This is a genomic window from Virgibacillus salarius (assembly GCF_039521925.1).
GTDB classification, from domain to species: Bacteria; Bacillota; Bacilli; order Bacillales; family Amphibacillaceae; genus Virgibacillus; species Virgibacillus salarius.
The window spans coordinates 46,773-70,333 of record NZ_BAAACY010000008.1; the positions used below are offsets into that span (position 1 = coordinate 46,773).

35 protein-coding genes, 2 tRNA genes and 2 riboswitches are annotated in these 23,561 nt (G+C 36.3%); of the genes, 10 read left to right on the plus strand and 27 right to left on the minus strand.

What is annotated here, in order from left to right; genetic code table 11:
• Positions 1–4: 4 nt before the first annotated feature.
• From ABDZ84_RS01375 to ABDZ84_RS01440, 14 genes are all read right to left on the minus strand, one after another.
• Positions 5–166, minus strand: coding sequence for a hypothetical protein (locus ABDZ84_RS01375; RefSeq protein WP_343779586.1), 162 nt, complete (start codon positions 164–166; stop codon positions 5–7).
• Entirely contained in the window at positions 159–971 is an 813-nt protein-coding gene (locus tag ABDZ84_RS01380) for a PD-(D/E)XK nuclease-like domain-containing protein (RefSeq protein WP_240455753.1), read from the minus strand. The genes ABDZ84_RS01375 and ABDZ84_RS01380 overlap by 8 nt, the downstream gene beginning before the upstream one ends.
• A complete protein-coding gene (locus ABDZ84_RS01385; RefSeq protein ID WP_343779589.1) occupies positions 931–1,842 on the minus strand; it encodes a hypothetical protein in 912 nt (303 codons plus the stop codon). The genes ABDZ84_RS01380 and ABDZ84_RS01385 overlap by 41 nt, the downstream gene beginning before the upstream one ends.
• Positions 1,808–2,038 (minus strand): hypothetical protein, encoded by a 231-nt coding sequence (locus tag ABDZ84_RS01390; protein WP_343779592.1) that lies wholly within the window; start codon positions 2,036–2,038, stop codon positions 1,808–1,810. The genes ABDZ84_RS01385 and ABDZ84_RS01390 overlap by 35 nt, the downstream gene beginning before the upstream one ends.
• 3 nt (positions 2,039–2,041) lie before the next feature.
• Positions 2,042–2,263 (minus strand): hypothetical protein, encoded by a 222-nt coding sequence (locus tag ABDZ84_RS01395; RefSeq protein WP_343779594.1) that lies wholly within the window; start codon positions 2,261–2,263, stop codon positions 2,042–2,044.
• A gap of 105 nt (positions 2,264–2,368) precedes the next feature.
• Positions 2,369–2,584 (minus strand): hypothetical protein, encoded by a 216-nt coding sequence (locus ABDZ84_RS01400; RefSeq protein ID WP_343779597.1) that lies wholly within the window; start codon positions 2,582–2,584, stop codon positions 2,369–2,371.
• The gene (locus ABDZ84_RS01405) at positions 2,581–2,754 is read right to left on the minus strand and encodes a hypothetical protein (protein WP_343779600.1); all 174 of its coding nucleotides are present in this window, start codon (positions 2,752–2,754) and stop codon (positions 2,581–2,583) included. The genes ABDZ84_RS01400 and ABDZ84_RS01405 overlap by 4 nt, the downstream gene beginning before the upstream one ends.
• An 87-nt stretch (positions 2,755–2,841) precedes the next feature.
• Positions 2,842–3,120 (minus strand): hypothetical protein, encoded by a 279-nt coding sequence (locus tag ABDZ84_RS01410; protein WP_343779602.1) that lies wholly within the window; start codon positions 3,118–3,120, stop codon positions 2,842–2,844.
• Between the two features lie 84 nt (positions 3,121–3,204).
• Positions 3,205–3,483: a helix-turn-helix domain-containing protein gene (locus ABDZ84_RS01415; RefSeq protein ID WP_343779605.1), complete on the minus strand. Its 279-nt coding sequence runs from the start codon at positions 3,481–3,483 to the stop codon at positions 3,205–3,207.
• A 106-nt stretch (positions 3,484–3,589) separates the two neighbouring features.
• The gene (locus ABDZ84_RS01420; RefSeq protein WP_281949768.1) at positions 3,590–3,874 is read right to left on the minus strand and encodes a helix-turn-helix domain-containing protein; all 285 of its coding nucleotides are present in this window, start codon (positions 3,872–3,874) and stop codon (positions 3,590–3,592) included.
• Positions 3,875–4,162 (minus strand): hypothetical protein, encoded by a 288-nt coding sequence (locus ABDZ84_RS01425; RefSeq protein ID WP_343779608.1) that lies wholly within the window; start codon positions 4,160–4,162, stop codon positions 3,875–3,877. It lies immediately after the preceding gene.
• Positions 4,162–4,929 carry a phage antirepressor KilAC domain-containing protein gene (locus ABDZ84_RS01430; protein ID WP_343779610.1) on the minus strand — a complete coding sequence of 256 codons (768 nt, stop codon included), beginning with the start codon at positions 4,927–4,929 and terminating at the stop codon, positions 4,162–4,164. Before ABDZ84_RS01430 ends, ABDZ84_RS01425 begins: the two co-directional genes overlap by 1 nt.
• Positions 4,926–5,231 (minus strand): sigma factor-like helix-turn-helix DNA-binding protein, encoded by a 306-nt coding sequence (locus ABDZ84_RS01435; RefSeq protein ID WP_343779612.1) that lies wholly within the window; start codon positions 5,229–5,231, stop codon positions 4,926–4,928. The genes ABDZ84_RS01430 and ABDZ84_RS01435 overlap by 4 nt, the downstream gene beginning before the upstream one ends.
• A gap of 12 nt (positions 5,232–5,243) precedes the next feature.
• The gene (locus ABDZ84_RS01440) at positions 5,244–5,483 is read right to left on the minus strand and encodes a helix-turn-helix domain-containing protein (RefSeq protein ID WP_343779616.1); all 240 of its coding nucleotides are present in this window, start codon (positions 5,481–5,483) and stop codon (positions 5,244–5,246) included.
• 162 nt (positions 5,484–5,645) lie between these two features.
• On the opposite strand from ABDZ84_RS01440, the gene ABDZ84_RS01445 reads away from it, so the two are divergent.
• The 5 genes from ABDZ84_RS01445 (at position 5,646) to ABDZ84_RS01465 (ending at position 8,344) form a co-directional block, all read left to right on the plus strand.
• A complete protein-coding gene (locus ABDZ84_RS01445; protein ID WP_343779618.1) occupies positions 5,646–5,993 on the plus strand; it encodes a helix-turn-helix domain-containing protein in 348 nt (115 codons plus the stop codon).
• A gap of 12 nt (positions 5,994–6,005) precedes the next feature.
• Positions 6,006–6,494, plus strand: coding sequence for a hypothetical protein (locus ABDZ84_RS01450; protein ID WP_343779620.1), 489 nt, complete (start codon positions 6,006–6,008; stop codon positions 6,492–6,494).
• 81 nt (positions 6,495–6,575) lie between these two features.
• The gene (locus ABDZ84_RS01455) at positions 6,576–7,037 is read left to right on the plus strand and encodes an ImmA/IrrE family metallo-endopeptidase (RefSeq protein ID WP_343779622.1); all 462 of its coding nucleotides are present in this window, start codon (positions 6,576–6,578) and stop codon (positions 7,035–7,037) included.
• Positions 7,015–7,191, plus strand: coding sequence for a hypothetical protein (locus ABDZ84_RS01460; protein WP_343779623.1), 177 nt, complete (start codon positions 7,015–7,017; stop codon positions 7,189–7,191). Before ABDZ84_RS01455 ends, ABDZ84_RS01460 begins: the two co-directional genes overlap by 23 nt.
• On the plus strand, positions 7,172–8,344 hold the full coding sequence (locus ABDZ84_RS01465; protein ID WP_343779625.1) for a site-specific integrase: 1,173 nt from the start codon (positions 7,172–7,174) through the stop codon (positions 8,342–8,344). Before ABDZ84_RS01460 ends, ABDZ84_RS01465 begins: the two co-directional genes overlap by 20 nt.
• A 31-nt stretch (positions 8,345–8,375) precedes the next feature.
• Here ABDZ84_RS01465 and ABDZ84_RS01470 read toward each other — a convergent pair.
• Positions 8,376–8,448, minus strand: a tRNA-Arg gene (locus ABDZ84_RS01470).
• A 224-nt stretch (positions 8,449–8,672) separates the two neighbouring features.
• Between ABDZ84_RS01470 and ABDZ84_RS01475 the strand changes: the two genes are divergently transcribed.
• Positions 8,673–9,323: a deoxynucleoside kinase gene (locus ABDZ84_RS01475; protein ID WP_034678421.1), complete on the plus strand. Its 651-nt coding sequence runs from the start codon at positions 8,673–8,675 to the stop codon at positions 9,321–9,323.
• 14 nt (positions 9,324–9,337) lie between these two features.
• Positions 9,338–10,021: a deoxynucleoside kinase gene (locus ABDZ84_RS01480; RefSeq protein ID WP_026679913.1), complete on the plus strand. Its 684-nt coding sequence runs from the start codon at positions 9,338–9,340 to the stop codon at positions 10,019–10,021.
• A gap of 343 nt (positions 10,022–10,364) precedes the next feature.
• Here the strand turns inward: ABDZ84_RS01480 and ABDZ84_RS01485 are convergent, their stop codons facing one another.
• A complete protein-coding gene (locus ABDZ84_RS01485; RefSeq protein ID WP_026679914.1) occupies positions 10,365–10,661 on the minus strand; it encodes a TIGR04104 family putative zinc finger protein in 297 nt (98 codons plus the stop codon).
• A gap of 15 nt (positions 10,662–10,676) precedes the next feature.
• Positions 10,677–11,489 carry a pyrroline-5-carboxylate reductase gene (gene proC, locus ABDZ84_RS01490; protein WP_034678423.1) on the minus strand — a complete coding sequence of 271 codons (813 nt, stop codon included), beginning with the start codon at positions 11,487–11,489 and terminating at the stop codon, positions 10,677–10,679.
• A gap of 432 nt (positions 11,490–11,921) precedes the next feature.
• Here proC and ABDZ84_RS01495 point away from each other — a divergent pair, with 432 nt between their 5' ends.
• Positions 11,922–12,665: a GTP pyrophosphokinase gene (locus ABDZ84_RS01495; RefSeq protein ID WP_026679916.1), complete on the plus strand. Its 744-nt coding sequence runs from the start codon at positions 11,922–11,924 to the stop codon at positions 12,663–12,665.
• A gap of 96 nt (positions 12,666–12,761) precedes the next feature.
• On the opposite strand, the gene ABDZ84_RS01500 is transcribed toward ABDZ84_RS01495, so the two are convergent.
• The 5 genes from ABDZ84_RS01500 to ABDZ84_RS01520 all read right to left on the minus strand — a co-directional run bounded on the left by ABDZ84_RS01500 (position 12,762) and on the right by ABDZ84_RS01520 (position 16,945).
• Positions 12,762–12,854 (minus strand) — tRNA-Ser (locus tag ABDZ84_RS01500).
• A gap of 279 nt (positions 12,855–13,133) precedes the next feature.
• Positions 13,134–14,339, minus strand: a complete 1,206-nt coding sequence (locus tag ABDZ84_RS01505) for a M20 family metallopeptidase (RefSeq protein WP_281949777.1) — start codon at positions 14,337–14,339, stop codon at positions 13,134–13,136.
• A 29-nt stretch (positions 14,340–14,368) separates the two neighbouring features.
• The gene (locus tag ABDZ84_RS01510; protein WP_026679918.1) at positions 14,369–15,187 is read right to left on the minus strand and encodes a MetQ/NlpA family ABC transporter substrate-binding protein; all 819 of its coding nucleotides are present in this window, start codon (positions 15,185–15,187) and stop codon (positions 14,369–14,371) included.
• Between the two features lie 86 nt (positions 15,188–15,273).
• Positions 15,274–15,924 carry a methionine ABC transporter permease gene (locus tag ABDZ84_RS01515; protein WP_026679919.1) on the minus strand — a complete coding sequence of 217 codons (651 nt, stop codon included), beginning with the start codon at positions 15,922–15,924 and terminating at the stop codon, positions 15,274–15,276.
• Positions 15,914–16,945, minus strand: a complete 1,032-nt coding sequence (locus ABDZ84_RS01520; protein WP_321134010.1) for a methionine ABC transporter ATP-binding protein — start codon at positions 16,943–16,945, stop codon at positions 15,914–15,916. Before ABDZ84_RS01520 ends, ABDZ84_RS01515 begins: the two co-directional genes overlap by 11 nt.
• 72 nt (positions 16,946–17,017) lie before the next feature.
• Positions 17,018–17,121, minus strand: a riboswitch (SAM riboswitch).
• Between the two features lie 81 nt (positions 17,122–17,202).
• Positions 17,203–17,309, minus strand: a riboswitch (SAM riboswitch).
• A 189-nt stretch (positions 17,310–17,498) separates the two neighbouring features.
• Between ABDZ84_RS01520 and ABDZ84_RS01525 the strand changes: the two genes are divergently transcribed.
• Complete coding sequence (locus ABDZ84_RS01525) at positions 17,499–18,554, plus strand: NAD(P)/FAD-dependent oxidoreductase (RefSeq protein WP_026679922.1); 1,056 nt, start codon at positions 17,499–17,501, stop codon at positions 18,552–18,554.
• A gap of 16 nt (positions 18,555–18,570) precedes the next feature.
• Entirely contained in the window at positions 18,571–19,536 is a 966-nt protein-coding gene (locus ABDZ84_RS01530) for an ABC transporter substrate-binding protein (RefSeq protein WP_321134008.1), read from the plus strand.
• Between the two features lie 122 nt (positions 19,537–19,658).
• Here the strand turns inward: ABDZ84_RS01530 and ABDZ84_RS01535 are convergent, their stop codons facing one another.
• From ABDZ84_RS01535 to ABDZ84_RS01555, 5 genes are all read right to left on the minus strand, one after another.
• Entirely contained in the window at positions 19,659–19,988 is a 330-nt protein-coding gene (locus ABDZ84_RS01535; RefSeq protein ID WP_026679924.1) for a hypothetical protein, read from the minus strand.
• Positions 19,976–21,073 (minus strand): anti-sigma factor, encoded by a 1,098-nt coding sequence (locus ABDZ84_RS01540; protein WP_051388246.1) that lies wholly within the window; start codon positions 21,071–21,073, stop codon positions 19,976–19,978. The genes ABDZ84_RS01535 and ABDZ84_RS01540 overlap by 13 nt, the downstream gene beginning before the upstream one ends.
• 3 nt (positions 21,074–21,076) lie before the next feature.
• The gene (locus tag ABDZ84_RS01545) at positions 21,077–21,562 is read right to left on the minus strand and encodes a sigma-70 family RNA polymerase sigma factor (RefSeq protein WP_026679926.1); all 486 of its coding nucleotides are present in this window, start codon (positions 21,560–21,562) and stop codon (positions 21,077–21,079) included.
• Positions 21,563–21,958: 396 nt separating this feature from the next.
• Positions 21,959–22,153, minus strand: a complete 195-nt coding sequence (locus ABDZ84_RS01550; RefSeq protein ID WP_121604059.1) for a hypothetical protein — start codon at positions 22,151–22,153, stop codon at positions 21,959–21,961.
• 399 nt (positions 22,154–22,552) lie between these two features.
• Positions 22,553–23,542, minus strand: a complete 990-nt coding sequence (locus tag ABDZ84_RS01555) for an ABC transporter substrate-binding protein (RefSeq protein ID WP_034678560.1) — start codon at positions 23,540–23,542, stop codon at positions 22,553–22,555.
• Positions 23,543–23,561: the final 19 nt, after the last annotated feature.

Consider the following 23,561-nt stretch of genomic DNA (forward strand, 5'->3'; position numbering starts at 1 on the left):
CCACTTACCTATTAATCTCACAAATAGCAAATCTGCCTTTAACCTTTAAAACGGTATAACCCTCGTAACGCTCCATATACTGTAATATCAGTTGTTTTAATTCTTCTTGGTCTTGTGCAGTCTCCCAGAGATGTTCTGGAAGACGCACATTTGATTTATTATGCATAGATCAATTCTCCAACTTCAATTACTCCATTTAACTTCTTCTTGCTCTTGCAATAATCACATTTCCCACAGCTAACTGGATCCACTTCACCGTTTTTAACTTCCATAATTCGTTGCATTTTTGCTTCTGTATATTCATACTCAAAATCAAACCGAGTTTCATCAAAATACACGACAGCTTTATTTGGTTGTTTTTCTTTACTTACAGCAACAACGTAAGGTGTATACAGATAACCTGTATTTTGTTCGATAATCTTGCGATAAATAGCCATCTGCAACACATAATCCCACCGCTCGATAAACGACACCCAACCATCGTATTTCTCGCTCCAATAGCGTTTATGAATGTCCTGTGTAGTCTTTAAATCCGAAAGAAAATGATGTTGATGGTTAATGTTGTCAATCTTGCATTTCCAGTCGACTCCAAATAAGTTTGCTGTATATATTTGCTCTTTTTCACCAGTCATAGCAAACATGGCAAAGGGATCATTCTTTAAAGATTCGATCATCAAATCAGCTTGTTCATAGTCTTGGTATTTGCCACCACGTTTTTTAAAGATAGATCCGTTATTTTCTTCTATAAACTGATTAAATGCTTCTTCGCTTTCAAATGCTGCATGTGTATAGGAACCGACCAGCATTGCGCTGGAAGTCGGCTCCTTGTATTCACCTTTCAAATAAGCCATAGTCTTAGCTTCGCATTCTATAAAACGTTTAAATTGCGATACAGACATATATTTCCTGTCCATTTCAAGAGAATAGTAATTATTCGAAGTCAATTTCTTGCTGTGTTCCTTCGTCGTCATCAGCCTTCACTTCCTCTGTTTTAGGCTTGTCTGTCTCGTTTTCTTGCTTATTCGTAGTTTTACTTTCATCAGCTTTAAAAGCTTCTGACAGCTTCGATTCTTGCTTATTTTTGACCTCTTTTTTGAACCAGTCATCAGGCTTGCTCATTCCGTCTCTTAAAGATGTAAATATCTTGATAAGATCAACGTAATCACGTTCGGTAAATGCTGATATGTTGTAGCCCATGTGTTCTTCTATCTGTTCTTTTGTGACACGATACTTGTCTTTAAAGGTTGATAGAGCATTCGCTAAACGCTCTTTTAAAGGTTCCTTGTTGTTTCCTTGTAAAGTCCTATTACATTCCTCTGTAGCCTTTTCTGTAATGTCACCAGGAATAATGGATAGGACACACGAGCGTACTCGTCGAGCCCCTTGATTTGCTACCATTTCATAAATATCACGAGGATCCGTAAGTTTTTGAACAGAGCCATTAGCTTTTCGTGAATGCTTAACAGTAAATACTTTTTCCTGTCGCACGTTCGTTTCTAAATCCCACGCATAAGCCATAGCCACAGATTCACCAGGACGTTGTTCTAATTCCTTCACACCGAATGCTAGGTTCCCCCAATTTTGTGCTAATACTTCCGCTAATCTTATAGACGGTCCTTCAACTTTTGACCCACCTCTTGGATATCTATAAACCGCCACTTCTGCTAAGGCTGGTCGTTTACAGGCATCCAAAATGCGTTGTTCTGACTGAAAAACATCCCTCGGAAACTGGCGAGCCATAAATATTTGACCCTTTACCTCTTCCATTTCTCGACTTGAAGAAGATTGTGCTGTAACCCCTGTATTGTTAGACTGCTGATACTGCATTTGTAATTCGCTCATAATTCATACCCTCCAATTGATTAATAGAATTTTGACTGTCATTAATAAGATCATCTATATATAAATCATGTACTGCCTTTAAATCCGCATGTGTACCACTTAACGCTATTCGTGCAGCTACAAGACCAAATGCTTTGGTGTCAGCACAACCGTTTTGGCGATATAACTTGTATTCATCGACAAATGATGTAACCATAATTTATTCCTCCATTTCTTCCAGTTCTTCTAATTCCTCTAATCTAGCTTTGTCAATGAGTACTTCTCCTTCAAAATCAACAGCCAAATATACTTCTTTTAAATTAGGGTTATCACCAAGCCCGAATTCCGCAAAATTTGTATCATCATCAGTTTCAACCTGCACCTGCACTTCATGGTCCATATCATATTCAAGTAATTCTTCGATCAATTCTTTTACTGTCATTATTTATTCCTCCCTTGTCCTAATCGGATCGGTGAAGTATAATAAAGTCATAATTTAATGATTTTCACCGATCATTTTTATTGAGCCCATTGCAGTGGGTTCTTTTTATTGCGCTTCTTCATAAGTTGCACCTAGTAATTCCAAGATCTCCTTTTCTCGTTCGGTCAGTGCTCCGGCTAAGAAAAATGAATCTTCATAGACTAGAATGTCATCGCCAGTACATACCGTTTTACCAAGCATGTCCACGCAATATTCGTTTGTGCGGTAGTTCATTGCTGGATAGCCTGTACGCAATGTTCTTTCGACAGCTGGGTGATTCACTCTACTTCCTCCCATGTGATCATGTTTTTAAGATCGTAATTATGGTTAAAAATTGTTTGAAGATCGCCATTTTCATCATCGAAGCTTAAATTCGCAATGCTTCCATCTTCATTCCACCAGATATTTAACACTGGATATTGCTTACCTTTGAAATCTATTATTGCTCGCATGTTTTAACCTCCTAATAGTTGATAAGTAAGAAAAACCAAACAATTACCATCACGATTCCTAGACAGTTATAAAACCAATCTATTTGTTTATCGCTCATGTAGACGCACCCTTACTACTTCAACGTCAACACCTCGATGTGCTAATTCCTGCACCAGTGTATGGAGTTTATCTTCTTTGTATTTCTTGCTGCTCATTTGTTCCAATTCATGTAGTGACTTAGTTAGATCAGTAGAAAGATGTTTTGCTTTTGCGATATTCCCTTCGTTAGTTAATTTCATAATCATGCTTAGCAAATCCATGACGCACCAGTATTCTTCACTTGCTCGTTTAATATCATCTGGCAGGAAATGTTTTTCTAGATTCATAGAATCCCTCCTAAAAGTAATGAATAATGATAAAGAACAATATGATTAAACCGTATACAGCTACATAGCAATCCTTTGCTTCCTTCATATAAGACCTCCTAGTAGGATAGTGCCAACTAACTTTAATGATTCTGTTACTATCTGTGTTGCGCTTGCAATGTCTATATTGCAGAGCAAGGCTATTAAAATGTCCTGTGAGCTCGTCTCTTGTACCCAGCGAATGAGGTCCTTGCCTCTAATCTCTAACTTATTTCCTTCTAACTTAGAGATATTGCTCCGAGACATGTGCATCCGTTCTGCAAACTTCTCTTGACTGAATCCTGCATTTCTTCTCATTCGACGTAAAGTTGTACCCAATTCCATGTTTCTCACCTCCCTCGGTTCCATGGCGGAACATGTTCCAAGGGCGACCAGTATATTCATTTAGCTTGATTTATAATGTAATTACCGACCCCCACTCGGTAGATTGCTAGATTACTTGTTTAGCACGTTGATTCATCCAGTTAATTAGTGCTTGATATGGAATTCTGACCTTACAACCATCTTTAAGATATGGAAACCCTGTGTGTTCAGCCTGTTTAATCATTTCGTAAGTCTTGGTAACGCCAAATCCTAATATTTTAGCAGCTTCTTTGACTGATAGAGTCTTAGGTGTATCTTCGTGAGTGTAGGAATCGAGAAGTTCTTTGATGTTCGCTAAGTGCTTCTCGTTCTCTTCACGGACAATTTGACGTATTGTGTCTTCAAATGACATTTACATAGCCTCCTTAGATCTGGTATAGAGTTCAAATCTTTTTTGCAATTGATTGTCATTGATGAAACTTTCAAACACCTGCTGCTTATTCTCTAAATAGGTAATGTACTCATTTTGTTGTTCAGAAACTTTCAGAATTCTGTTGAATTGTTCCGTTAGCCTTTTAAATTGGTTGTTTTGAACATAGAAAATATAGTTTAAAGCTTCCGTTTTTTCTTCTTCCGTCATATTCGGAAGGTTGCTCGCCATGTTTTCTAGTTTAGTGACTGTTAAACTGATTTCTTTCATTAGACAGCCACTCCAAACTCTTGAATTAATTTTTCAGCAAGTTTCACTTGACCCTTACCTGTTATTAAAGTTGTTAGAGTTTCAACATCACCATGTGTGCGACTAACAAGTGAAACAGTAGTTTCAAACAATCCTTGTTCTATAAATTGTTGTTTAGGGTTGTTCTTTTCTCTACCTGTTTTAATTAGATAACCCTTATCCCTTAACCAACGGAACATTTTGTTTCTACCAATTTTGATGCTGTGTTCGTCGTACATCATTTTTGCGAACGCTCCTACATTAATAGATGCGTCAGAGTTAGAAACTACTTTACCGAATGTTGTATATGGTTCATCTAATTTCTTTTGTTTCTCTAGGTAGAACCTCATTTCTCTTTCTTGCTTTAAACTAGAAAGAAGTTGAATACCGAATTCCGGATCACTTATGATATTTTCGATTGTTTGAGGTGTTGCATATGCGCCGTGTTTTCTGATGGAAGGAAGCACTTCCGATGTAATCCACTTTCTAAATCGTTTCGCTTCTGGTTTTCGACTGTCCAAGATGACATCGTATAGACCATCTTCATTAACAAATGTTGCTTGTTGTGTTCCCCCAGCTGTTTTAAGGGGGTGATTAGTAATCACGTCCTTATCTAAACGCCTTTTCACACCTGCAACTTGACCAAGTTCTAATATGTTACATAAATCTTTAAGTAGAAATTCGTGACTGTCTCCATTACTAACAATGGTTAATTGCTGATCATCAAATATTTTTGTTAATTGATTCATTTTATTACCTCCTTAGTTGGATAACGTCCAGTTGATTTTCCTGAAACACCGACTTTGTTAATCAATTGCCTAACTCTTTCTCTGGTTAGCCCGTAATGATCACCGATTTCTTGTAGTGTTTCACCGTTTTTATAACGCTCAGCCATTTCCATTTCTCTTTTAAGAGATTCAGGCGATCTCATAGGACGGTAGTTGTTTTCGAGACTTTTTAATATCTTTTTCAATTCCTTTTTCCGCAGATTGATTAATTTACTAAGTTGAACGAGTTCTTTCCATTCATCATAGAATTTTTGTGCATTCATTAAGTTCACTCCCTAGATTGCTTGTTTTGGCACTATCTCATTAAACTTTACGTTGAAGTTATCTTCAAAAAAAATTGAGATAGGTACTTCCAATTGTTTAGCGATTAATTCCAATTCATTAGTAGTAATAGAGCGTTTACCTCTTTCTTTATAACTATAGGACTGTACCGTCATATTCAAGGCATCGGCAATCGGTTTTTGTTTAATACCCTTAAAATTTCTTATAGCTTTAATTTTTTCGTGTAATAGCATCTTTTCACCACCTTTTTTAAACGTAAAGTTGAATTTCATATTTCTTATTATATCAACATTAAGTTTAAAGTCAATAGTTTATTTAAACTTTTCGTTTATTTTATTAAACAAAGCGTTTATTTGGTGTAAACTGTATGTAGATCAATGGAAATGGTGATGTATATGAGTCTTGGAACTCGTTTAAAGAAGGAAAGAGAAAAACGTAATTGGTCGCAAATGTATGTGGCTAAAAGAATTGGTATCACAAATGCGGTTTTATCAAACTATGAAAGAGATTATCGTGACCCTGATACAGAAACTTTGAAGAAGTTGGCTGTTTTATACGAAGTCTCGACCGATTATTTACTTGGACACAAAAATGAAGAAGACGGTTTAGTCTATTATAAAAACAAGATTTCTAAAGAATTCCCAGATATAGATTTAATGTTTAAAGACATGGAGTCTTTAACAGCTGAGGAAATGAAGGAAGTTTATGAGTATATTAAATTTAAGAAGAGTCAGAAGAAATAAAGGGGGATGAAATTGAAAAAGATATTTTTCGTGTTAATGTTTTTTGTAGTAATAATTGGTTGTGAATCAAATGAGACGTTAAAAGAAGAATCAAACACAAGTGATGCAGAAATCGAAGAAAAACAAGATAAAATGTTAGAGTCAGCAATTTTGTCCTACATGGAACAAATGACAGGAAAATATTTAATGGTAGATACTTATGAAACCGGAAGTAAGGAGCAACAAAAGGCTTTAGACGAGGCGCTTACTGATGTAAATATAGCAGTTTTAGATATAGAAGATAAATACGACTCCAATCTCCCTGTTGTAAAAGAACTAAATAAACTAGCTGAATCAGTAAGTTTTGCTATAAACGAATTAATCGCAGGTGAATATAGTACTAAAGTAGATAATTCCGAGAAAGTTGGTACATATGTTGGGGAAATATCTAGAAATTATCTTGATGGTGAATTACCACCATCAGTTAAAGTTCATACTGGGATGGAGAGTGCATTCGATTAAACGAAAATGGTGTACACCAAGTACATCTCTCTTTTTTAACCATCAACAGAACATACATTCTATTAACTAGGGGGTTGTAGTTTGTATTCACGCCTTGAAGATTTAGTTTATAAACTATACACATCAATTGGAGTAAAGGATCCTACAGGCTTAGAAATGCACAAGATTGCAAAAAAACTAGGGGTAGAAATTACTTATGATGAAAATAAAGTATTTAGATTTGAAAATGAGATAAGTTTAAAAAAGCGTACTAAAAGACAGGAGTGGATGGATTTTGGTCATGAGTTAGGTCATTGTCTCATGCATTGTGGTTTGCAAGTTAGTATGCACCCTTTATTTGTAGAACTTCAGGAATGGCAAGCAAATAACTTTGCGTATCACTTTTGTGTACCTACTTTTATGTTAGACAAGCTGTACAACTATACAGTATGTGATGTTATGCAGCTATTTAACGTCGATTATGACTTTGCTTGCAAAAGATTAGAAATATATAAAAATAAAAAGCAAAGGGAGATAATTCATGGACAAGCAGCAATCACATAATCTATCCGAAGAGAAAGAAACTATTGAACTACCTGTATTCTCGAAAATTGCAGTAGTAGATAATCAATTAATTGGTGAATTAGTAAAATATGTGGAAATACCTAAAAGAGTATTGCCAAAGGAGGATACAAATCATGAAGGGATCTATTATTAAACGTGGCAATAAATATTCCTTTGTCATTGATGTCGGAAGAGATCCTGTTACTAAAAAACGTAAGCAAAAAAGAGTATCTGGATTCACTAGCGAAAAGAAAGCTCGTGCGGCAATGAATGAAATGATAGTGGAATTAAATCGTGGTGGATATGTTGAACCTACTACAGAGACATTAGGTGATTATTTAGACAGTTGGTTGGAGCACAAAAGAAAAAGAGTGGTACATAGTACATATTTACACTATAAAGGAAATATCAATAATCACATTAAGCCTGCAATTGGAGATATCCGAGTTCATGAATTAAATGCTAGGCAAGTACAACGGTTCTATGACTCATTATTAGATAACAAATTATCAGAACGATCTGTGCACCATATCCATCGTATTTTATCCAATGCATTAGATTACGGTGCAAAATTAGGTGATATAAATAAAAATGTAGCTAAAGCTGCAGAACCGGCCAGAGTTCGGAAGAAAGAAATGAAATATTGGTCCATAGAATCATTATCGAAATTTATTAATGATACAAGAACCGAGCAATTCTATATTGCTTGGTATATAGCTTCATTTACAGGTATGCGGCAAGGTGAAGTATTAGGTCTTAAATGGGATTGTGTAGACTTCTCTAATAAGATGATATATGTAAAAAGGTCTTTAAAACGTTCAGAAGAAAACAATTATCATATTGCAGACTTGAAAAATAACTCCAGTTACCGTTCTATTTCAATATCCGATTCCGATGTATTTGAATTAAAAAAACATCTTAATGAACAGAAACGAATTAAGATGAATGCTGGAGACTCATATATTGATAATAATTTAGTTGTAGCAACTAGCATAGGTACTCATGTATTACCTTCTAATCTCGGTAGAGCGTTTCGAAGATCCATAAAGCAATCAAAGTTGAATAAAATAAGGTTTCACGATTTAAGACACACTCATGCTTCTATGCTCTTTGTGTTAGGCGTTCATCCTAAAATCGTACAAGAACGTCTTGGGCATTCATCTATACAAGTTACACTAGATACTTATTCTCACATGCTCCCTAACATGCAAGAGGCGGTTGCGGAAAGTTTAGAATCCGCATTTAAAAAACAACAAGAAAACAAGAACAATAGTTCTGGTTTTAAAGGTGATGTGACCAATTCGTGACCAATTTCAAAAATGAAAGCCCATAAAGCTACGCCCCCGGCAGGATTCGAACCTGCGACACACGGTTTAGGAAACCGATGCTCTATCCCCTGAGCTACGGGGGCATGATTGCATAAGTAAGAAAACTAGATAACAATGAAATTATCAATAAAATTCTTCCAATTCATGCTTGATATAGAATTGGATTTTCTAATCCAGCACTATCCATTATACAAAATTACAACGACCTTGAAAAGTACTATACGAAATTATACATGGTACTGCTTTAACTTGTATGATAAAATATAATACATCTGTTTTAGGTAGTTATGGATTGGAGGATGAAGCTATGGCAGGAGTTCCTTTTATTGCAATTGAAGGACCAATTGGTATTGGAAAGACATCGCTTGCCAAAAAAATTTCCTCACATTTTGATTTTCACTTATTAAAGGAAATTGTGGAGGAAAATCCATTTCTCGGAAAATTTTATGATGATATTGAGGAATGGAGTTTTCAAACAGAAATGTTCTTTTTATGCAATCGATTTAAACAATTAGAGGACATTGATACAAAATTTTTAAGCAAAAATAAATCAGTAGTAGCTGATTATCATATATCGAAAAACATGATATTTGCAAGACGGACACTCCCAATTGATAAATTTGAGAAGTACGAACAGATTTATCATATTTTAACAAAAGATATGCCCGTTCCAAATATGATGATTTATTTGCATGCAAGCTTGGATACCATTTTGCAAAGAATTCATCAACGCGGAAGAGAGATAGAACAAAACATTAAGCCATCTTATCTTGCACAGCTGTCTCAGGATTATGAGGATTACATGAATGAATTCGAGCTCATGCATCCAACTATTCCCGTTATCCGTATTAATGGAGACGAGATGGATTTTGTCCGCTATCAAAATGATCTAGACAGTATCATTAATCAGGTCAATGTACAGCTTAAAAAAGTCGCTGAAGAGGCGAGAAAAGGTTAAAGGGGAACACAATCATGCATTTAAGAGAAAAATATCTTATTCCAAATGACAGTATTATTACCATTGCTGGTACTGTCGGGGTAGGGAAGTCAACAATGACAAACGCATTAGCAAAAGCACTTAAATTTAAAACATCGCTGGAGAAAGTAGATACAAACCCTTATCTTGAGAAGTTCTATGCTGATTTTGAACGCTGGAGCTTTCATTTACAAATTTACTTCTTAGCAGAACGCTTTAAAGAACAAAAAAAGATCTTTGAATACGGTGGTGGATTCATCCAGGATCGTTCCATATATGAGGATACAGGAATTTTCGCAAAAATGCATTATGATAATGGAACGATGTCAAAAACGGATTATGAAACATATACAAACCTATTTGAAGCAATGGTCATGACACCATACTTCCCGCATCCTGACTTACTCATTTATTTGGAGGGATCCTTTGATGAAGTGCTAGCACGTATTCAAGAACGTGGGCGTGAAATGGAGAAAAGTACACCAATTTCCTATTGGGAGGAAATGTACAAGCGTTATGAAGAATGGATTAATAACTTCAATGCATGTCCAATCCTAAGGATTAATATATCTGATTATGATTTGATGAAGCAGGAAAATTCTATTGAACCTATTCTAGAGAAGATTGGACATTTTATTCAGCAATCTAGAAGATGGAAATCGAGAGAGTTAATGAAATAGGAATTAAAAAGAGTTGGTACAAAACATAACTTCTTTTTCTCAAACTACGAATAATCATGTTATTAATAGGAGTATCATCGCCGCACCGTGAAAATATACGCTCTTTCTGCGGGCACGGCCTCAGCTAACTTGGTAAAGAAAAACACGTTACCACGTGGATCTTCGGACTCGTGCTGTTCCCGCCGGAGTCTCGCTGATTTCAGGTGCTAAACGAATGATTCTGATCAAAGAACGAACGATAATTAATTTCTTTTAACTAATTATCGTTCGTTGTTATTTATTTTTATCTTCTAAACATAATTTGAAGTTTCTATCTATATAAACTTCCTGATCAAGCTTACCCTTACCACAATGGTTCCTCTTCTTTGCTTAAGCCAATCATAAACGGTGTTGTCGTCACGATACTAATCAATAAAAGCAGTCCAATTAAAATCACATAAGGTATAGAAAGATTTAAATAGATATTACCTATTAAAATCAAGGGTAATAAGATTAGAGATGTCATACTACTTTTCTTTCTGCTGTTCGCTGATAGGTAATTCGCTTCTTCACAATACGGGCACTTCATTTTCATTCGAAAGGAACGCTTTAATGTATCCATATAGTTCCAGTTCTTATCGCAATGAGCACAACTCGGCATTGCTGTACCTCCTTATTATTCCTTCCCTAACGCTATGGATCGATCCCGTGCTGCTTGCACACACTCGATGATTATTTGTTGAAATCCATTCTTCTTTAAAGATTCTAGACCCGCTTGCGTTGTTCCTGCTGGGCTCGTAATTTTTTTTCGTAATACATCAGCTGTATCTTCAGATTGGCTAAGCATTTCACCAGCCCCAAGAATTGTTTGGGCAATTAAAGCCTTTGCCGTATCCTTATGCAACCCAGAATCAACGGCTGCTTTTTCCATTGCTTCTACCAAATAATAAATATACGCCGGGCCGCTTCCAGAAATTGCTGTTACCATATGCATATCTTCCTCATCAACTACTACCGTTGTTCCAATCGTATTAAATAGCGTAACTGCTTCCTGAACATGATCCTTACTTACACCTTTTCCAGCAGAGATAGCAGTTGCAGATTCACCAATAGATGCTGAAGTGTTTGGCATTGCTCGAATAACTGGTACGTTTATACCGATAAATTGTTTTATAGCTGTAGTAGAAATACCTGCTGTTACAGATATAATTAATTGATTCGCTGTAATATAGTCCTTAATAGAATCGATGGCTTGCTCTATATCGTATGGTTTGGTAGCCAAAATAATTATGTCTGTATCTGTTGTTATCTTTTCTTTATCCATTACGCTATTAATTTGATACCTTTTCTCTAGTCGAGAAATTCGCTCCTGATTACTTCGATTGGTTACTGAAATATGATTATTATCTACGATCTCTGCCCGAACCATTCCTGATATAATTGCTTCAGCCATTGATCCTGCTCCGATGAATGCGATTTTTTTATCCATTTCCAATTACCTCCTAGATTAAATTCAATACGTTCCGTTAGATACTTACTACTTATTTGTTTTTCCAAAAAGAAAAGCTCCTTTCATCCTTCAAATAAGGACGAAAAGAGCATTTCCGCGGTACCACCTAAATTGACATAGCTAACCTATGCCCAGCTTTTATTGTTAACACAGTCTTCATCTGCGGTCAGTTTTTATTCTAACGGCTCCTGGATAGGTTCATACAAGTCGTTTACGTCTGGGATCTTTCAGCCGATGGATCCCTTTCTCTTTCGTACGCCCGCTGCATTACTGGTCCAATCACTGCCTTTTTAAAATATTATTTGGTTAGATATGTACTATATGCTGAAATGCTTCAAATGTCAAGAAAACGTGTAATTTAGGTTAAATTAAGCTAAACTAAAAATAATCATCAAGGAAAGAAGGGCTAACATGGCTAATTCAATAAATCAAATTCAGCAGCTTAAACAAATTCGCGATCAAATGACACGTTTTATGATGACCTATAAATTTGGTCTTGATGAAATTAACACAAAGCTTCAGATCCTTCAGGAGGAATTTCAGCATTTCCATGACTATAATCCGATTGAGCATATTAAATCAAGGATAAAATCTCCAGAAAGTATTCTAAAAAAAATGTACCGAAAAAATCTAGATATTTCACTTGAATCCATTAGAGAAAATATCCATGACATTGTAGGTATTCGTATTGTTTGTTCGTTTATTTCTGATATTTATCGCGTTAGCGAAATGATTCAGCAGCAAAAGGACATAACCGTGATTTCCTGTAAAGATTATATAAAACATCCTAAATCCACCGGTTATCAAAGTCTCCACCTTATTCTTTCGATACCTGTGTTTATGTCAGATCGTGAAGAACATGTATATGTAGAAATTCAAATTCGTACCGTTGCTATGGATTTTTGGGCAAGTCTTGAGCATAAGATTTACTATAAGTATAATAAAGTAATTCCTGATCATTTATCAAAAGAATTAACGGATGCTGCGAAAGTAGCATCAGACCTCGATTTACGAATGGAACAATTACATAATGAAGTGAACCATATAAAAGCACAGGAAGGTGAAGACAACGATTTACAATTATTAAAAATAGCTAATGAAAGCTTTGCACTTCCTCGTAAACTTCTCGAATCATTTATAAAAGAAACGAAATAAGCAAACTTCAACAATTCCGTTTCCATATACAGCGAAAAAAACCGCTACATGGTAACGGTTTTTTTATCTCCAAAATTTTATGCGCTATTTTATAAATGGAGGAGGTAGAGGGATTCGAACCCCCGCGGGCTGTTACACCCCTGTCGGTTTTCAAGACCGATCCCTTCAGCCAGACTTGGGTATACCTCCGTGACAACAAAATATAATATACCATGCATAAATAAGCTTGTCAATGACAATAATCCATTTCGGAAATTTCCGTCATTTACAGATGTGTATATTTGAATTCACTTCATACATGCTTATCACTAAAAACCTCTATAAACAAAGTGAAAGTTCAATTCAATAGAGAAATTACTGTATGCGGATAACCGAACACTCTGGATCCAAAAAGGCTAGTTGAATCGTTAAAAATTATGGAGGAAATGAGAATGTTATCTTCATTCCCCCATATTCCCATTATCCCTATTATGCTTGAGTTCTTTCAACATATTCTTCATAAATACGTGCATAGACTGCTTTATCGGTAATAAGCTTTAAAGCAGTAAATGCGGATGCCTTGGCTGCAACAATGAGAGCCTCATCAGCCTGCTTTGATTTAGCAGCTTCACGAAAGGCTACGGTATGACCAACTAAGTCACTAGAACCAATTTTAATATGCGGATGGATTGTTGGAACAATCTGACTAATATTTCCTGTATCTGTTGATCCCAACGTTTTTCTTTCTTCTGTGTTAACTGTCTCCCCTAATTCTTCGACGACTTCTTTAAAAACGTCATCAAAACTACGATTTATAATAAAATTATCGACCTCATTTTGAAATGGGGTAACCTTCAGCTGTGAACCAGTTGCTAAAGCCGCTCCTTCAGCAATCGACTTAACCCGATCAGTTACTTCATTTAATGTATTTCTCGATGCTGCTCGGATGAAAAATCGTGCCTTTGCATATTCAGGAACCACATTAGGAGCATGACCACCATCTGTAATAATTCCATGAATACGTACATCACTTGGTACATGCTGACGTAAAGCATTTATCCCGTTAAACAATTGGATCACACCATCCAATGCATTTATTCCTTCTTCTGGATGCGCTGATGCATGAGCTGGCTTCCCAAGAAATTCGAAATCTAATGGATCTACAGCTAAGCTTGGTGACGTTAGACTAGTTTCGGCACCTGGATGTACGATAATTGCAGCATCAAGCTGGTCAACAAGCCCTCCCTTTACAAAACTTCCTTTCGCACTGCCATTAGGTCCACCTTCCTCAGCTGGTGTTCCTAATACAACTAAATTCCCACCAATTTCATCAATTACTTTACTTAGACCAATTGCAGCAGCAATACTGGTGGCGCCTATCACATTATGGCCACATGCATGCCCAATTCCAGGCAACGCATCATATTCCGCTAAAAATCCAATGGTCCGTCCTTTAACTCTACCATGTTTCTTTGCGATAAACGCTGTTTGGTGCCCGGCTATATCTTTTTCAACGTCAAAGCCTTCCTCAACTAAAATATCTGTTAATGTTTTAGCTGCAAAGAATTCCTGATTTCCGATTTCTGGGTTCTCATGTATGGTATGACTAATCCCTATATATCTTTCTTTATTCGCATCAATATAAGTTGCAATTCGCTTTTTAAGTTCCACAATATTACCTGTAACGATAGTCATCTTCTTCACCTCTCTATATTATTATTTGTCTAATGTCCTATTTCATTTAACGGTACGAACGTTGGAATTGAATTTCCGTCTCTTTCTTTTTCTATAAAATTCGCAACATCCTCGGTTTGATAAATATCTGCTAATTTCTTCAACACTTCATCATCTTGATCCTCTTTTTGGACAGCGATGATATTTATATATGGCGTTGCTGTTTCATCTTCATGGTAAATGGAATCATCTAACGGGCTAAAACCTGCATCAACTGCAATCCCATTATTAATAATAGAAGCATCGACATCAGGTAAAACACGCGGTGTTTGACCAGCCACTAGCAATTCAAATTGAAGATTCTTTGGATTCTCAACAATCTTATCTAATGAACCATTGCCATCAAATCCTTCTTCTAACGTTATCAACCCTGCGTCCTGTAACAACAATAGACCTCTCCCCATATTTGTTGCCTCTTTTGCTAAGGCAATGGTTCCACCTTCTGGAATATCTTCTGGACGATCATGCTTTTCAGAATATAAGCCCATTGGAGCAATAACTGTTGTTGCAATTGGGGTTAAATCTAAATGATGTTCTTCAATAAAAGCATCAAAATAAGATACCGTCTGAAAAGCATTTGCATCGATTTCCCCCTCAGCTAATGCTAAGTTGGGCTGAACATAGTCAGAAAAACGAACGATTTCGACATCTATCCCTTCTTTTTTTGCTTTTTCTGCCACGTAATCCCAAATGGCTGTATCTGATCCACTAATCCCGACTTTCACTGTTGTAGCTGCATCACTACTCGAACATGCTGTGATAATGCTTGTCAATATAATCAATAAAAAACGGATGGTTATTCTTTTCATGCTGTTCTCTCCTTATTTTTAAATACGTTACTTAACGATAAATGCTTTAAAAAATAGCTAGAAAAAAGCGTTCAAATTAATAGTCATTACCGACGTCTAATTTTTTTAGAAATGAAATTGCCTGTAGATTGTAAGCCTTGAACCATAATAACGAGAATCCCTACGGTGATAATCATAACCAATGTATCAAAGCGTTGATATCCGTAAGTAATAGCTAAGTCGCCAAGGCCTCCACCCCCTACTGCACCTGCCATGGCAGATGCACCTACGAGTCCAATGGTGGCAATCGTAATACCCAATAACAAGGAGCTAAGCGCTTCTGGAATAAGGAAGCGCATAATTATCTGTTTAGGTGTTGCACCCATAGCCTGTGCTGCCTCCATCACACCTGGATCAACCTCTAGTAGTGAATTTTCTATTAATCGAGCAATATATGGGCCAGCATATAAAATCATTGGAACAATAGCTGCCGCAGTTCCAATTGAAGTTCCAACTACCAAACGAGTAAATGGTATGACAGCAACCATTAAGATAATAAACGGAATAGATCGGAACACATTTATAATGGCATTTAATACGGTAAAAACTGCTTTATTTTCCCATAAATGACCTTTTCTTGTGACAACAAGTAAAATCCCTAAGATTAGACCAATTACAAACGAAAAAAGCAAGGAAACGCCAACCATTACAATAGTCTCCCATAATGCTTCCACAATTTGTTGACCATTAACTAACATCTGCTAGCACCTCCTTTACCGTTACCTTCTGTTGGTGAATATGCATGATAGCACGATTTATTTCATTTTCATCACCATCTAGTTTGACGATTAAATTGCCAAATGGTGTTCCCTGTAGCTCCGTAATACTGCCAAATAACACATTTACATCAACCGCATATTGCTTAGCAATTTCTGATAATAGCGGTCGTCCCGTCGATTCCCCAAGGAATACAATTCGATAAATTTTCTGACGTTGATCCAGCACTTTTAACAGCTCATATACGGATCTAGGAATATCATCATGCATCACAGACCGTACAAATTTATGTGCAATCTCTGTCTTTGGCTGTGCAAACACTTCGAATACGGAACCTGCTTCTACTACTTTCCCCTCATCCAATACCGCTACCTTATCGCAAATCTCGCGAATAACCCCCATTTCATGCGTAATAATCAAAATGGTTAGGTTATATTCTTCATTTATCTTCTTTAGCAGCTGTAAAATTGATTTCGTAGTTTCTGGATCTAGTGCTGAAGTTGCTTCGTCACATAATAATACCTTTGGCTTCGTAGCAAGGGCACGAGCAATTCCTACACGCTGCTTTTGTCCACCAGATAGTTGATCTGGATAATTATCTGCTTTATCTTTTAATCCAACAAACTCTAGTAGTTCTATAACCCGACGCTTCACTTCATCTTTTGGTACATTAGCAAGTAATAACGGCATCGCTACATTTGCGAATACTGTTTTAGCATTTAATAAATTAAAATGCTGAAAAATCATCCCGATGCTTCGTTTAGCTTCACGTAGATCCTTTGGAGAAAGGCTTAGCAAATCTTGATTATTAACCGTTACTTTTCCCGAAGAGGGACGTTCTAATAGGTTCACACAACGAATAAGGGAACTTTTCCCAGCACCACTAAAACCGATAACACCAAAGATTTCACCTTTTTCAATGTGCAAATTCACATCTTCTAATGCCTTTATTTGTTGTTGCTTTCCATTATAAATTTTACTTACACGTTCAAACGTAATCATGATGTATCACTCCTTTATGTCTGTACTAAAAATGCCTCTTCAGTTAAGAAGAGGCATCCATATACTATCCTCTTCTTATCTTTCAAGCTCTTAGCTTGCTGGATTTGGCACAGTACTTCATAGAGTCTGTTGCCGAGGTTTCAAAGGGCCAGTCCCTCCACCTCTCTGGATAAGAAGTTACGCTATAAAATTTTGTTCCGAATAAAAAAATCCCTCCTTGTTTGTAAGAAGAGATTTCCATATCTATTGGCGCTCTCTTCTTATTTTCCAAGCACAAATGACTTGTTGGATTTGGCACAGTACTTTGTAAAGTCCGCTGCCGAGGCTTCAAAGGGCCAATTCCCTCCACCTCTCTGAATAAGAAGTTTATATTTTGTAATTGATATATACAATACTACGCTTGCGACATCCTGTCAATTACTATTTGAAAATTTTTTATAAACCTGTCATTTATTTTTCTAACCGTTTATTGCTTTACTAAAAAAATTCTGTATAATTAGTCATAGTGATAATGATTCTCATTATCATCAATGGCGAAGGAGGTAATTATAATATGCAACATTTAGATATTACAGATGTAACTATTGTTGGTGGTGGACCAGCAGGTTTATATGCATCTTTTTATAGTGGCATGAGGGATTTATCAACTCGTATTATAGAATATCAACCAAAGCTTGGTGGTAAGGTACACGTATATCCAGAGAAAATGATTTGGGATGTAGGTGGATTAACTCCTGTAACTGGAGCTACCTTAATTGATCAAATGGCAGAGCAAGCATTGACATTCGATCCTGAAGTCATTCTCAACGAAAAAGTTACAAAAATAGAGAAAAATGAAGATAACCTATTTGTATTAACTTCCCATTCTGGTAATCAATATTTAAGTAAAACAGTAATTCTTGCAGTTGGTGGCGGTATATTAAATCCAATTAAAATTGATATTGAAGGTGCAGATCGATTTGAGGTAACAAATCTGCATTATACCGTACAAAGTCTTGAGCATTTCAAAAATAAAAACATTATCATATCTGGTGGGGGAAACTCAGCCATTGATTGGGCTAACGAATTAGAACCAATAGCTAAGCAGCTACATATGGTGCATCGTAAAAATGAATTTACAGGACATGAAGCACATATTTCGCAAATCATGAATTCTACAGCTAACATCCATTTTAATTCAACCATTGAGAAGTTGCATGCTAATGCACAAGGCGATCAAATCGAAGCCGTGGAAATACGAAACCACGAGACAAATCAAGAAGAAGAAGTGAAAACAGATGCGCTTATCATTAGCTATGGCTATGAACGAGAATTAACGTTTATTAAAGAAAGCCCTTTAAATATTGAAATAGAAAGGGATTTCTTTGTAAAAGGAACCTCGAAATCAGCTACTTCCATTGAAGGTCTTTATGCAGCTGGTGATATCTTATCGTTTGATGGGAAGGTACACTTAATTGCTGGAGCATTTGTAGATGCAGCGAATGCCGTTAATCAAGCAAAACTATTATTAGAACCTGATGCAACAGCAAAAGCAAGGGTATCTTCACATAACGATAAATTTAATTCAAGAAATAAAGCGCTATTAAGGCATCTATATCAAAAATCATAAGCTAAGGAGATTGAAAATGATTAAAAAATTGCGCTTACCAGTTTTTCTAGTTATTCTTGCTGTCTTCTTATCAGCATGTGGTGGTAATAATAGCTCAGAAGAAGAATCAGAAAATCAAGATAGCAATGAAGATAATAATAAACAAGAAGAAATGCGTAGTTTTGAAACCGCTAAAGGGAATGTCGATATACCAGTTAAACCAAAACGAATTGTCACCGACTACTACGGGGGCGAACTACTGTCCGTAGGTGCAAACGTAGTAGGTGCTGAACCAACAGCATTTGATAATCCATTTATATCAGATTTATTAAAGGATGCAACAGATGTTGGCTATCCACTCAATGAAGAAAAAGTATTATCGCTAAAACCGGATCTAATCGTCGTTATGTATGATGATAATTACGAGGCATTATCTAAGATCGCTCCAACCATTCATATCCCATACGGTACTACATCCGATGTAGAAGAAACCGTTAAGCTATTCGGTGACATCACAGGTAAGCCGGATCAAGCAGAAGCATTCCTCACTGACTTTCATAAAAAAGGAGAGGAAGGTCGTAAAAAATTAGAGGGTGTTATCGAGCCGGATGAAACATTTGGCATTTATGAGCTTACAAACAAAGGGGAATTGTGGACCTTTGGTGATAATTCGGGTAGAGGTGGACAAGCCTTGTATAATGCGCTCAAATTAAAGATGCCAGAGAAGAACAGTGAAGGAGAAAGTACGAAACAGCTTTCTCTAGAGGTACTCCCTGACTATGCAGCTGATTATATGTTCTTAACCACGTATGACCCTGAAAATGAAGGGACAGCTTTACAAGACTTGAAAGATTCTGCTGTTTGGAAAAATTTACAAGCTCATAAACAAGATCAAATCTTCTATAATGACTTTGATATTTTTTATCGTTACGACCCAATTGCAGTAAAGAAACAAATTGATTTATTCGTTGAGATGATTATCGAACGTAAAGAAAATCAGTAATCAAGTAAAACAAACTACTTGTTGGTCACTTACCAGCAAGTAGTTTGTTTAATATAAAGATGGACTACTCCAAGATTTCTAGTATTTCTCTGTTTTCCATGTGAAAAACGTTTTTACTTTCCTCATGGCTTTGGATAAATGCTTAGCTCAAAGAAACCGACGATAACAATACAAAATGCGGTAAATACATAAATACTGAATGCTAACAAGGTAAAGGTTTTTTTAAAATTTATTCTTGTTAAACTAATTAAACCAAAAAGTGTACCAAGAAAGGGTAGTACACCAAAGAAGATATTCGTAAGTCCCGCAACTTCACCGAAGGTTAGTAAAAAAATATTTAAATAGGCTAATGTAAGCAATGCACATATAAAAGACGCGATACCAAATTTCGTTTCTCTTAATTTTAGTCGTTTCTTTTTTTCTTTTCTATGAAATAAACTTACCAATTCCATAATCGCACCTCCCCTATATGAATCGCTCGAATTGCTTCATTTTCTTGTAGTTTTAATATCTCTTTTGTAGGTCCTGTAAGTACCCCGGCATAAACATGAATCCCATGGTTCATTAAATAACTAATCCGATCATTCAGCTCTAATGATTTTGCATGGGAAATGGCTACCGCTTGCTCTTCATATTTTTCTAGTAAATGAAGACTATCTAAGAATTGTGCTTCATTTGATTTTGAATTATTGTACGGTGACCAAGCATCAGGATCTGTTTGGGCAGGATAACCGATTGGCGCCAGATATCTTCCTTCTAGATCTTTACCTGTGGATTCTAAACCAGTATCTATAGCATACCATCGCCATTCCACATCCATTCCATCTACGATGTCTGGCATTTCATCTGGGTTTGTAAGTTTATTTAGTGAGACATATATTTCAGAAACAGTTCCTTCTGGCAGTTTTTCAAGTGTATCCCAAGCTGTATTATCTCGATTCGTAATCGTTGCTTTAGGGTGATATAGTTTTTTTGTATCAAAATATGGGATTCGCTCTTTCGGAGATTCTGTAATATAGTTTCGTACTGGCATTTTTGCATCATCGAATAGATATTTGACCTGCCACTCCCCTTGCTTTATATCCTTTTTGCCAATTCGTTTGAAAAGATCCATCTGAACTTGAAAATGAAATAAATTAATCTGCTCCTCTATCTCCATTTCTTCAAGACTAACATTTGGCTCCGTGACGTAAACTGTATTAATTGCAACATCTATAAGTTCTTCAGCCTTATTATTCACGCCATAGTACAGATAACTAGCTATCACCATAATAGGGTATATGAGTAATAGGATCATAACAACATAGGCTACTAAGGAAAATTTAGCATGCCGAATACTACTGTTTAGAATTTGCTGGACTTTTTCCGGAGGTATATCTTCACGATCATTCTCCTGATCAACAGATGGTATCTCTTTCCCTAGTATTTCCTGATAATCATCAAGCCTATCTAATTCCTCCTCTACTTCCAGAGCTTCCTCCTCTGACAGCTCACCATTATAATATTTTTTTAGCTTTTCTTTCCATTCTGTGCTCATGCTTCACTCCCCTTTTTTATAAAGCTGTCTAAGTCGTCCTCTTCCACGGAAAATATGGGATTTCAAGGTGTTCTCCTTTACTGATAGAATAGTAGCTGCTTCTTTATAGGAATATCCTTGAATATCACATAGAAGAATAGCATCCCGCTGTAAGGGCTTCAATTGATCAAGCTTTCGGTACAATTCTCTAATATGTAAGTGTTTTAAAAAATCTAGTTCTGTTGATTGATCGTGAGCTATTTTCGAAAAAAATTCTGGTTCCTGATAAACAATTCTTTTACTGTGCCTCATATAATCAATGAAAAGATGGTAGGCTATTTTAAACAGCCATGCTTTAAAGGACTTTGGCGGTGATCTATCTAATGCTATGTATGCTTTCATAAATGTATCGTGAGTCAAATCCTCTGCTAATTCCTTATCCTTACATAGGGAGAATAAATATCGATAAACATCTAAAATATAAAGCTTATATAAGTCTTGTATATCCAATATTCCTCCCCCTTCCTCCCTAAATAACGAATTCGCCTCATAAAAAGTTGCAGCTCTTTAGAATTTGATGCACTTTTTTAATAATTCGAAAGTAGCAGATACAATAACAAAAGCGGAAACGCCTGATTAGAAACGTAGCGACTGGAGCGATTCAACGGAGATAAAGGAATCACGGTGAGCTTGTGAGCCAATGATGACTTAATCGTAGGGCGATTCGTGAAGTAGCCTAGTTACTGGACGCTGGAGCTGGATGCAGCCCAACACGCCTATATTTATCCATAGGGGAAATTTTATAATTTCCTAGAAAAAAAACGGAGCAAAATTCGCTCAGTCCTTATCACTACATGCTCAGATTTACGCTCCCTCTAGTAGCTATTATGGAATAATAGCTACTTCTTACTTGACCACCACTCCGGCTGCCCACTTCCCTTTCCGTGGGGTTTGTCCTTCAGCTAACTTTTTTAGCAAAACCCGCTCAAAAAAGTGGATCTTCAGGTCAAACATTTCCCACAGGAGTTGAAGTGGCCGGCCTTCGCTATTATCAGGCTCTACAACGCTAGCATGAAGTAACACAGCTGCTTTTATACTCACGGATAGCGATTTTCACTTTACCCATTGTAAAAAAAGTCAACCTATTACTTATGACAAGAATTGTTGCACCTTCTCATAGCGGAGACTAATTACGTAGACTCCTGCGGGAATTGCGCGAGCCAAAAATCCACTTTGCAACGTGTTCTTCTTTGCAAAGTTAGTTGAGGCCGTGCCCACGGAAAGCGAAGTAATTAGTCGGAGCATTGCCAATATACATCAAACATTTCAAAATAACTACTTCGCTTAACGCAGTCATTGTACTGATTTTATACTTTCTTAACTTTTAAAAAAGATGCTGAGACAAAAGAATGAAGAAACAATAAAAAACTCCCCTTCATGTAGATACAGGTTTTTATTTTTTAATCTGTCTACCTTAAGGGGAGCATATCACAATCCTATTTATTCTGATTTTAATTTATCAACAATGAAATCTAATTGATGACTTAATGCAATTGGATCGGAAAAATACATATTTTGGACTTTATAATCATAAACATTCCCGTTTTTAACTGCAGGTAAGTTTTCCCACATTGTTAACGAGGTAACATCTGACTTCCGTTCTTCTGTATCTCCATTTTCTGATTCTCTTACACCAATGAATATATGATCGGCTTCTTCTAGAAATTCGGGCACAGCTTCTAATGAAATACTTGCCCAACCTTCATCTTTTGCTTCTTCAGCAGCCTTTTCCGGAGCACTCAAACCAAGTTGATTGTAAATAATTTCTCCGCCTCTTCCGTAAGACTCACCAAACAAGTATATTTCTTTTTCAGCAAGTTCAATAATAACGACTTTTTCATCGTTCTCAATGACATCTGCTATTTCTTTTTTCTTTTCTTCTACTTTCTCATCGAAGGTAGCAAAATAGGCCTTTACTGCTTCCTCTTTATTTAATATTTTTCCGAATTCAGTAAGCATTTCTCGATAATTATAAGTACCAAAAGGAATTAACACAGTAGGAGCGACTTTTGCAAGCTGTTCATATTTATCTTCTGAATACGTAATAATTAAGTCCGGTTTAAGTGCAATTACCTCTTCTATGCTAATTGACGTTTTATCTCCTACATTTTTCGTATCAGATAATTGATCTTTAAAATATGGGGAATCAAATATCCAGCCAGTAGTTGCAATTGGTGTTACTCCTAGAGCTAATGCATAACCAACATAATCCTGATCAGCGACTAAAACTCGTTCTGGATTTGCCGGAATTTCTACCTCTCCATTTGGACTTTCATATACACGTGTTTGCTCAGCTTGTTCCTCTGATTGTTTTGTATCATCCGCTTTACTGTTCTCTGCTTTTTCTTCTTTATCACTATCTCCACAAGCTGCTAGCAGAAAAATTATTAATAAACAGAAACTGAATGGAAGTATCCGTGAAAATTTCATCTATAATCCTCTTTTCTTT

Bases quoted from the DNA above. Each gene is read 5' to 3' on its own strand.
- ABDZ84_RS01375 (WP_343779586.1), bottom strand. From the start codon at position 166: ATGCATAATAAATCAAATGTGCGTCTTCCAGAACATCTCTGGGAGACT.
- ABDZ84_RS01380 (WP_240455753.1), bottom strand. From the start codon at position 971: ATGACGACGAAGGAACACAGCAAGAAATTGACTTCGAATAATTACTAT.
- ABDZ84_RS01385 (WP_343779589.1), bottom strand. From the start codon at position 1,842: ATGAGCGAATTACAAATGCAGTATCAGCAGTCTAACAATACAGGGGTT.
- ABDZ84_RS01390 (WP_343779592.1), bottom strand. From the start codon at position 2,038: ATGGTTACATCATTTGTCGATGAATACAAGTTATATCGCCAAAACGGT.
- ABDZ84_RS01395 (WP_343779594.1), bottom strand. From the start codon at position 2,263: ATGACAGTAAAAGAATTGATCGAAGAATTACTTGAATATGATATGGAC.
- ABDZ84_RS01405 (WP_343779600.1), bottom strand. From the start codon at position 2,754: ATGCGAGCAATAATAGATTTCAAAGGTAAGCAATATCCAGTGTTAAAT.
- ABDZ84_RS01410 (WP_343779602.1), bottom strand. From the start codon at position 3,120: ATGAATCTAGAAAAACATTTCCTGCCAGATGATATTAAACGAGCAAGT.
- ABDZ84_RS01415 (WP_343779605.1), bottom strand. From the start codon at position 3,483: ATGGAATTGGGTACAACTTTACGTCGAATGAGAAGAAATGCAGGATTC.
- ABDZ84_RS01420 (WP_281949768.1), bottom strand. From the start codon at position 3,874: ATGTCATTTGAAGACACAATACGTCAAATTGTCCGTGAAGAGAACGAG.
- ABDZ84_RS01425 (WP_343779608.1), bottom strand. From the start codon at position 4,162: ATGAAAGAAATCAGTTTAACAGTCACTAAACTAGAAAACATGGCGAGC.
- ABDZ84_RS01430 (WP_343779610.1), bottom strand. From the start codon at position 4,929: ATGAATCAATTAACAAAAATATTTGATGATCAGCAATTAACCATTGTT.
- ABDZ84_RS01435 (WP_343779612.1), bottom strand. From the start codon at position 5,231: ATGAATGCACAAAAATTCTATGATGAATGGAAAGAACTCGTTCAACTT.
- ABDZ84_RS01440 (WP_343779616.1), bottom strand. From the start codon at position 5,483: ATGCTATTACACGAAAAAATTAAAGCTATAAGAAATTTTAAGGGTATT.
- ABDZ84_RS01445 (WP_343779618.1), top strand. From the start codon at position 5,646: ATGAGTCTTGGAACTCGTTTAAAGAAGGAAAGAGAAAAACGTAATTGG.
- ABDZ84_RS01460 (WP_343779623.1), top strand. From the start codon at position 7,015: ATGGACAAGCAGCAATCACATAATCTATCCGAAGAGAAAGAAACTATT.
- ABDZ84_RS01465 (WP_343779625.1), top strand. From the start codon at position 7,172: ATGAAGGGATCTATTATTAAACGTGGCAATAAATATTCCTTTGTCATT.
- ABDZ84_RS01475 (WP_034678421.1), top strand. From the start codon at position 8,673: ATGGCAGGAGTTCCTTTTATTGCAATTGAAGGACCAATTGGTATTGGA.
- ABDZ84_RS01480 (WP_026679913.1), top strand. From the start codon at position 9,338: ATGCATTTAAGAGAAAAATATCTTATTCCAAATGACAGTATTATTACC.
- ABDZ84_RS01485 (WP_026679914.1), bottom strand. From the start codon at position 10,661: ATGCCGAGTTGTGCTCATTGCGATAAGAACTGGAACTATATGGATACA.
- proC (WP_034678423.1), bottom strand. From the start codon at position 11,489: ATGGATAAAAAAATCGCATTCATCGGAGCAGGATCAATGGCTGAAGCA.
- ABDZ84_RS01495 (WP_026679916.1), top strand. From the start codon at position 11,922: ATGGCTAATTCAATAAATCAAATTCAGCAGCTTAAACAAATTCGCGAT.
- ABDZ84_RS01505 (WP_281949777.1), bottom strand. From the start codon at position 14,339: ATGACTATCGTTACAGGTAATATTGTGGAACTTAAAAAGCGAATTGCA.
- ABDZ84_RS01510 (WP_026679918.1), bottom strand. From the start codon at position 15,187: ATGAAAAGAATAACCATCCGTTTTTTATTGATTATATTGACAAGCATT.
- ABDZ84_RS01515 (WP_026679919.1), bottom strand. From the start codon at position 15,924: ATGTTAGTTAATGGTCAACAAATTGTGGAAGCATTATGGGAGACTATT.
- ABDZ84_RS01520 (WP_321134010.1), bottom strand. From the start codon at position 16,945: ATGATTACGTTTGAACGTGTAAGTAAAATTTATAATGGAAAGCAACAA.
- ABDZ84_RS01525 (WP_026679922.1), top strand. From the start codon at position 17,499: ATGCAACATTTAGATATTACAGATGTAACTATTGTTGGTGGTGGACCA.
- ABDZ84_RS01530 (WP_321134008.1), top strand. From the start codon at position 18,571: ATGATTAAAAAATTGCGCTTACCAGTTTTTCTAGTTATTCTTGCTGTC.
- ABDZ84_RS01535 (WP_026679924.1), bottom strand. From the start codon at position 19,988: ATGGAATTGGTAAGTTTATTTCATAGAAAAGAAAAAAAGAAACGACTA.
- ABDZ84_RS01540 (WP_051388246.1), bottom strand. From the start codon at position 21,073: ATGAGCACAGAATGGAAAGAAAAGCTAAAAAAATATTATAATGGTGAG.
- ABDZ84_RS01555 (WP_034678560.1), bottom strand. From the start codon at position 23,542: ATGAAATTTTCACGGATACTTCCATTCAGTTTCTGTTTATTAATAATT.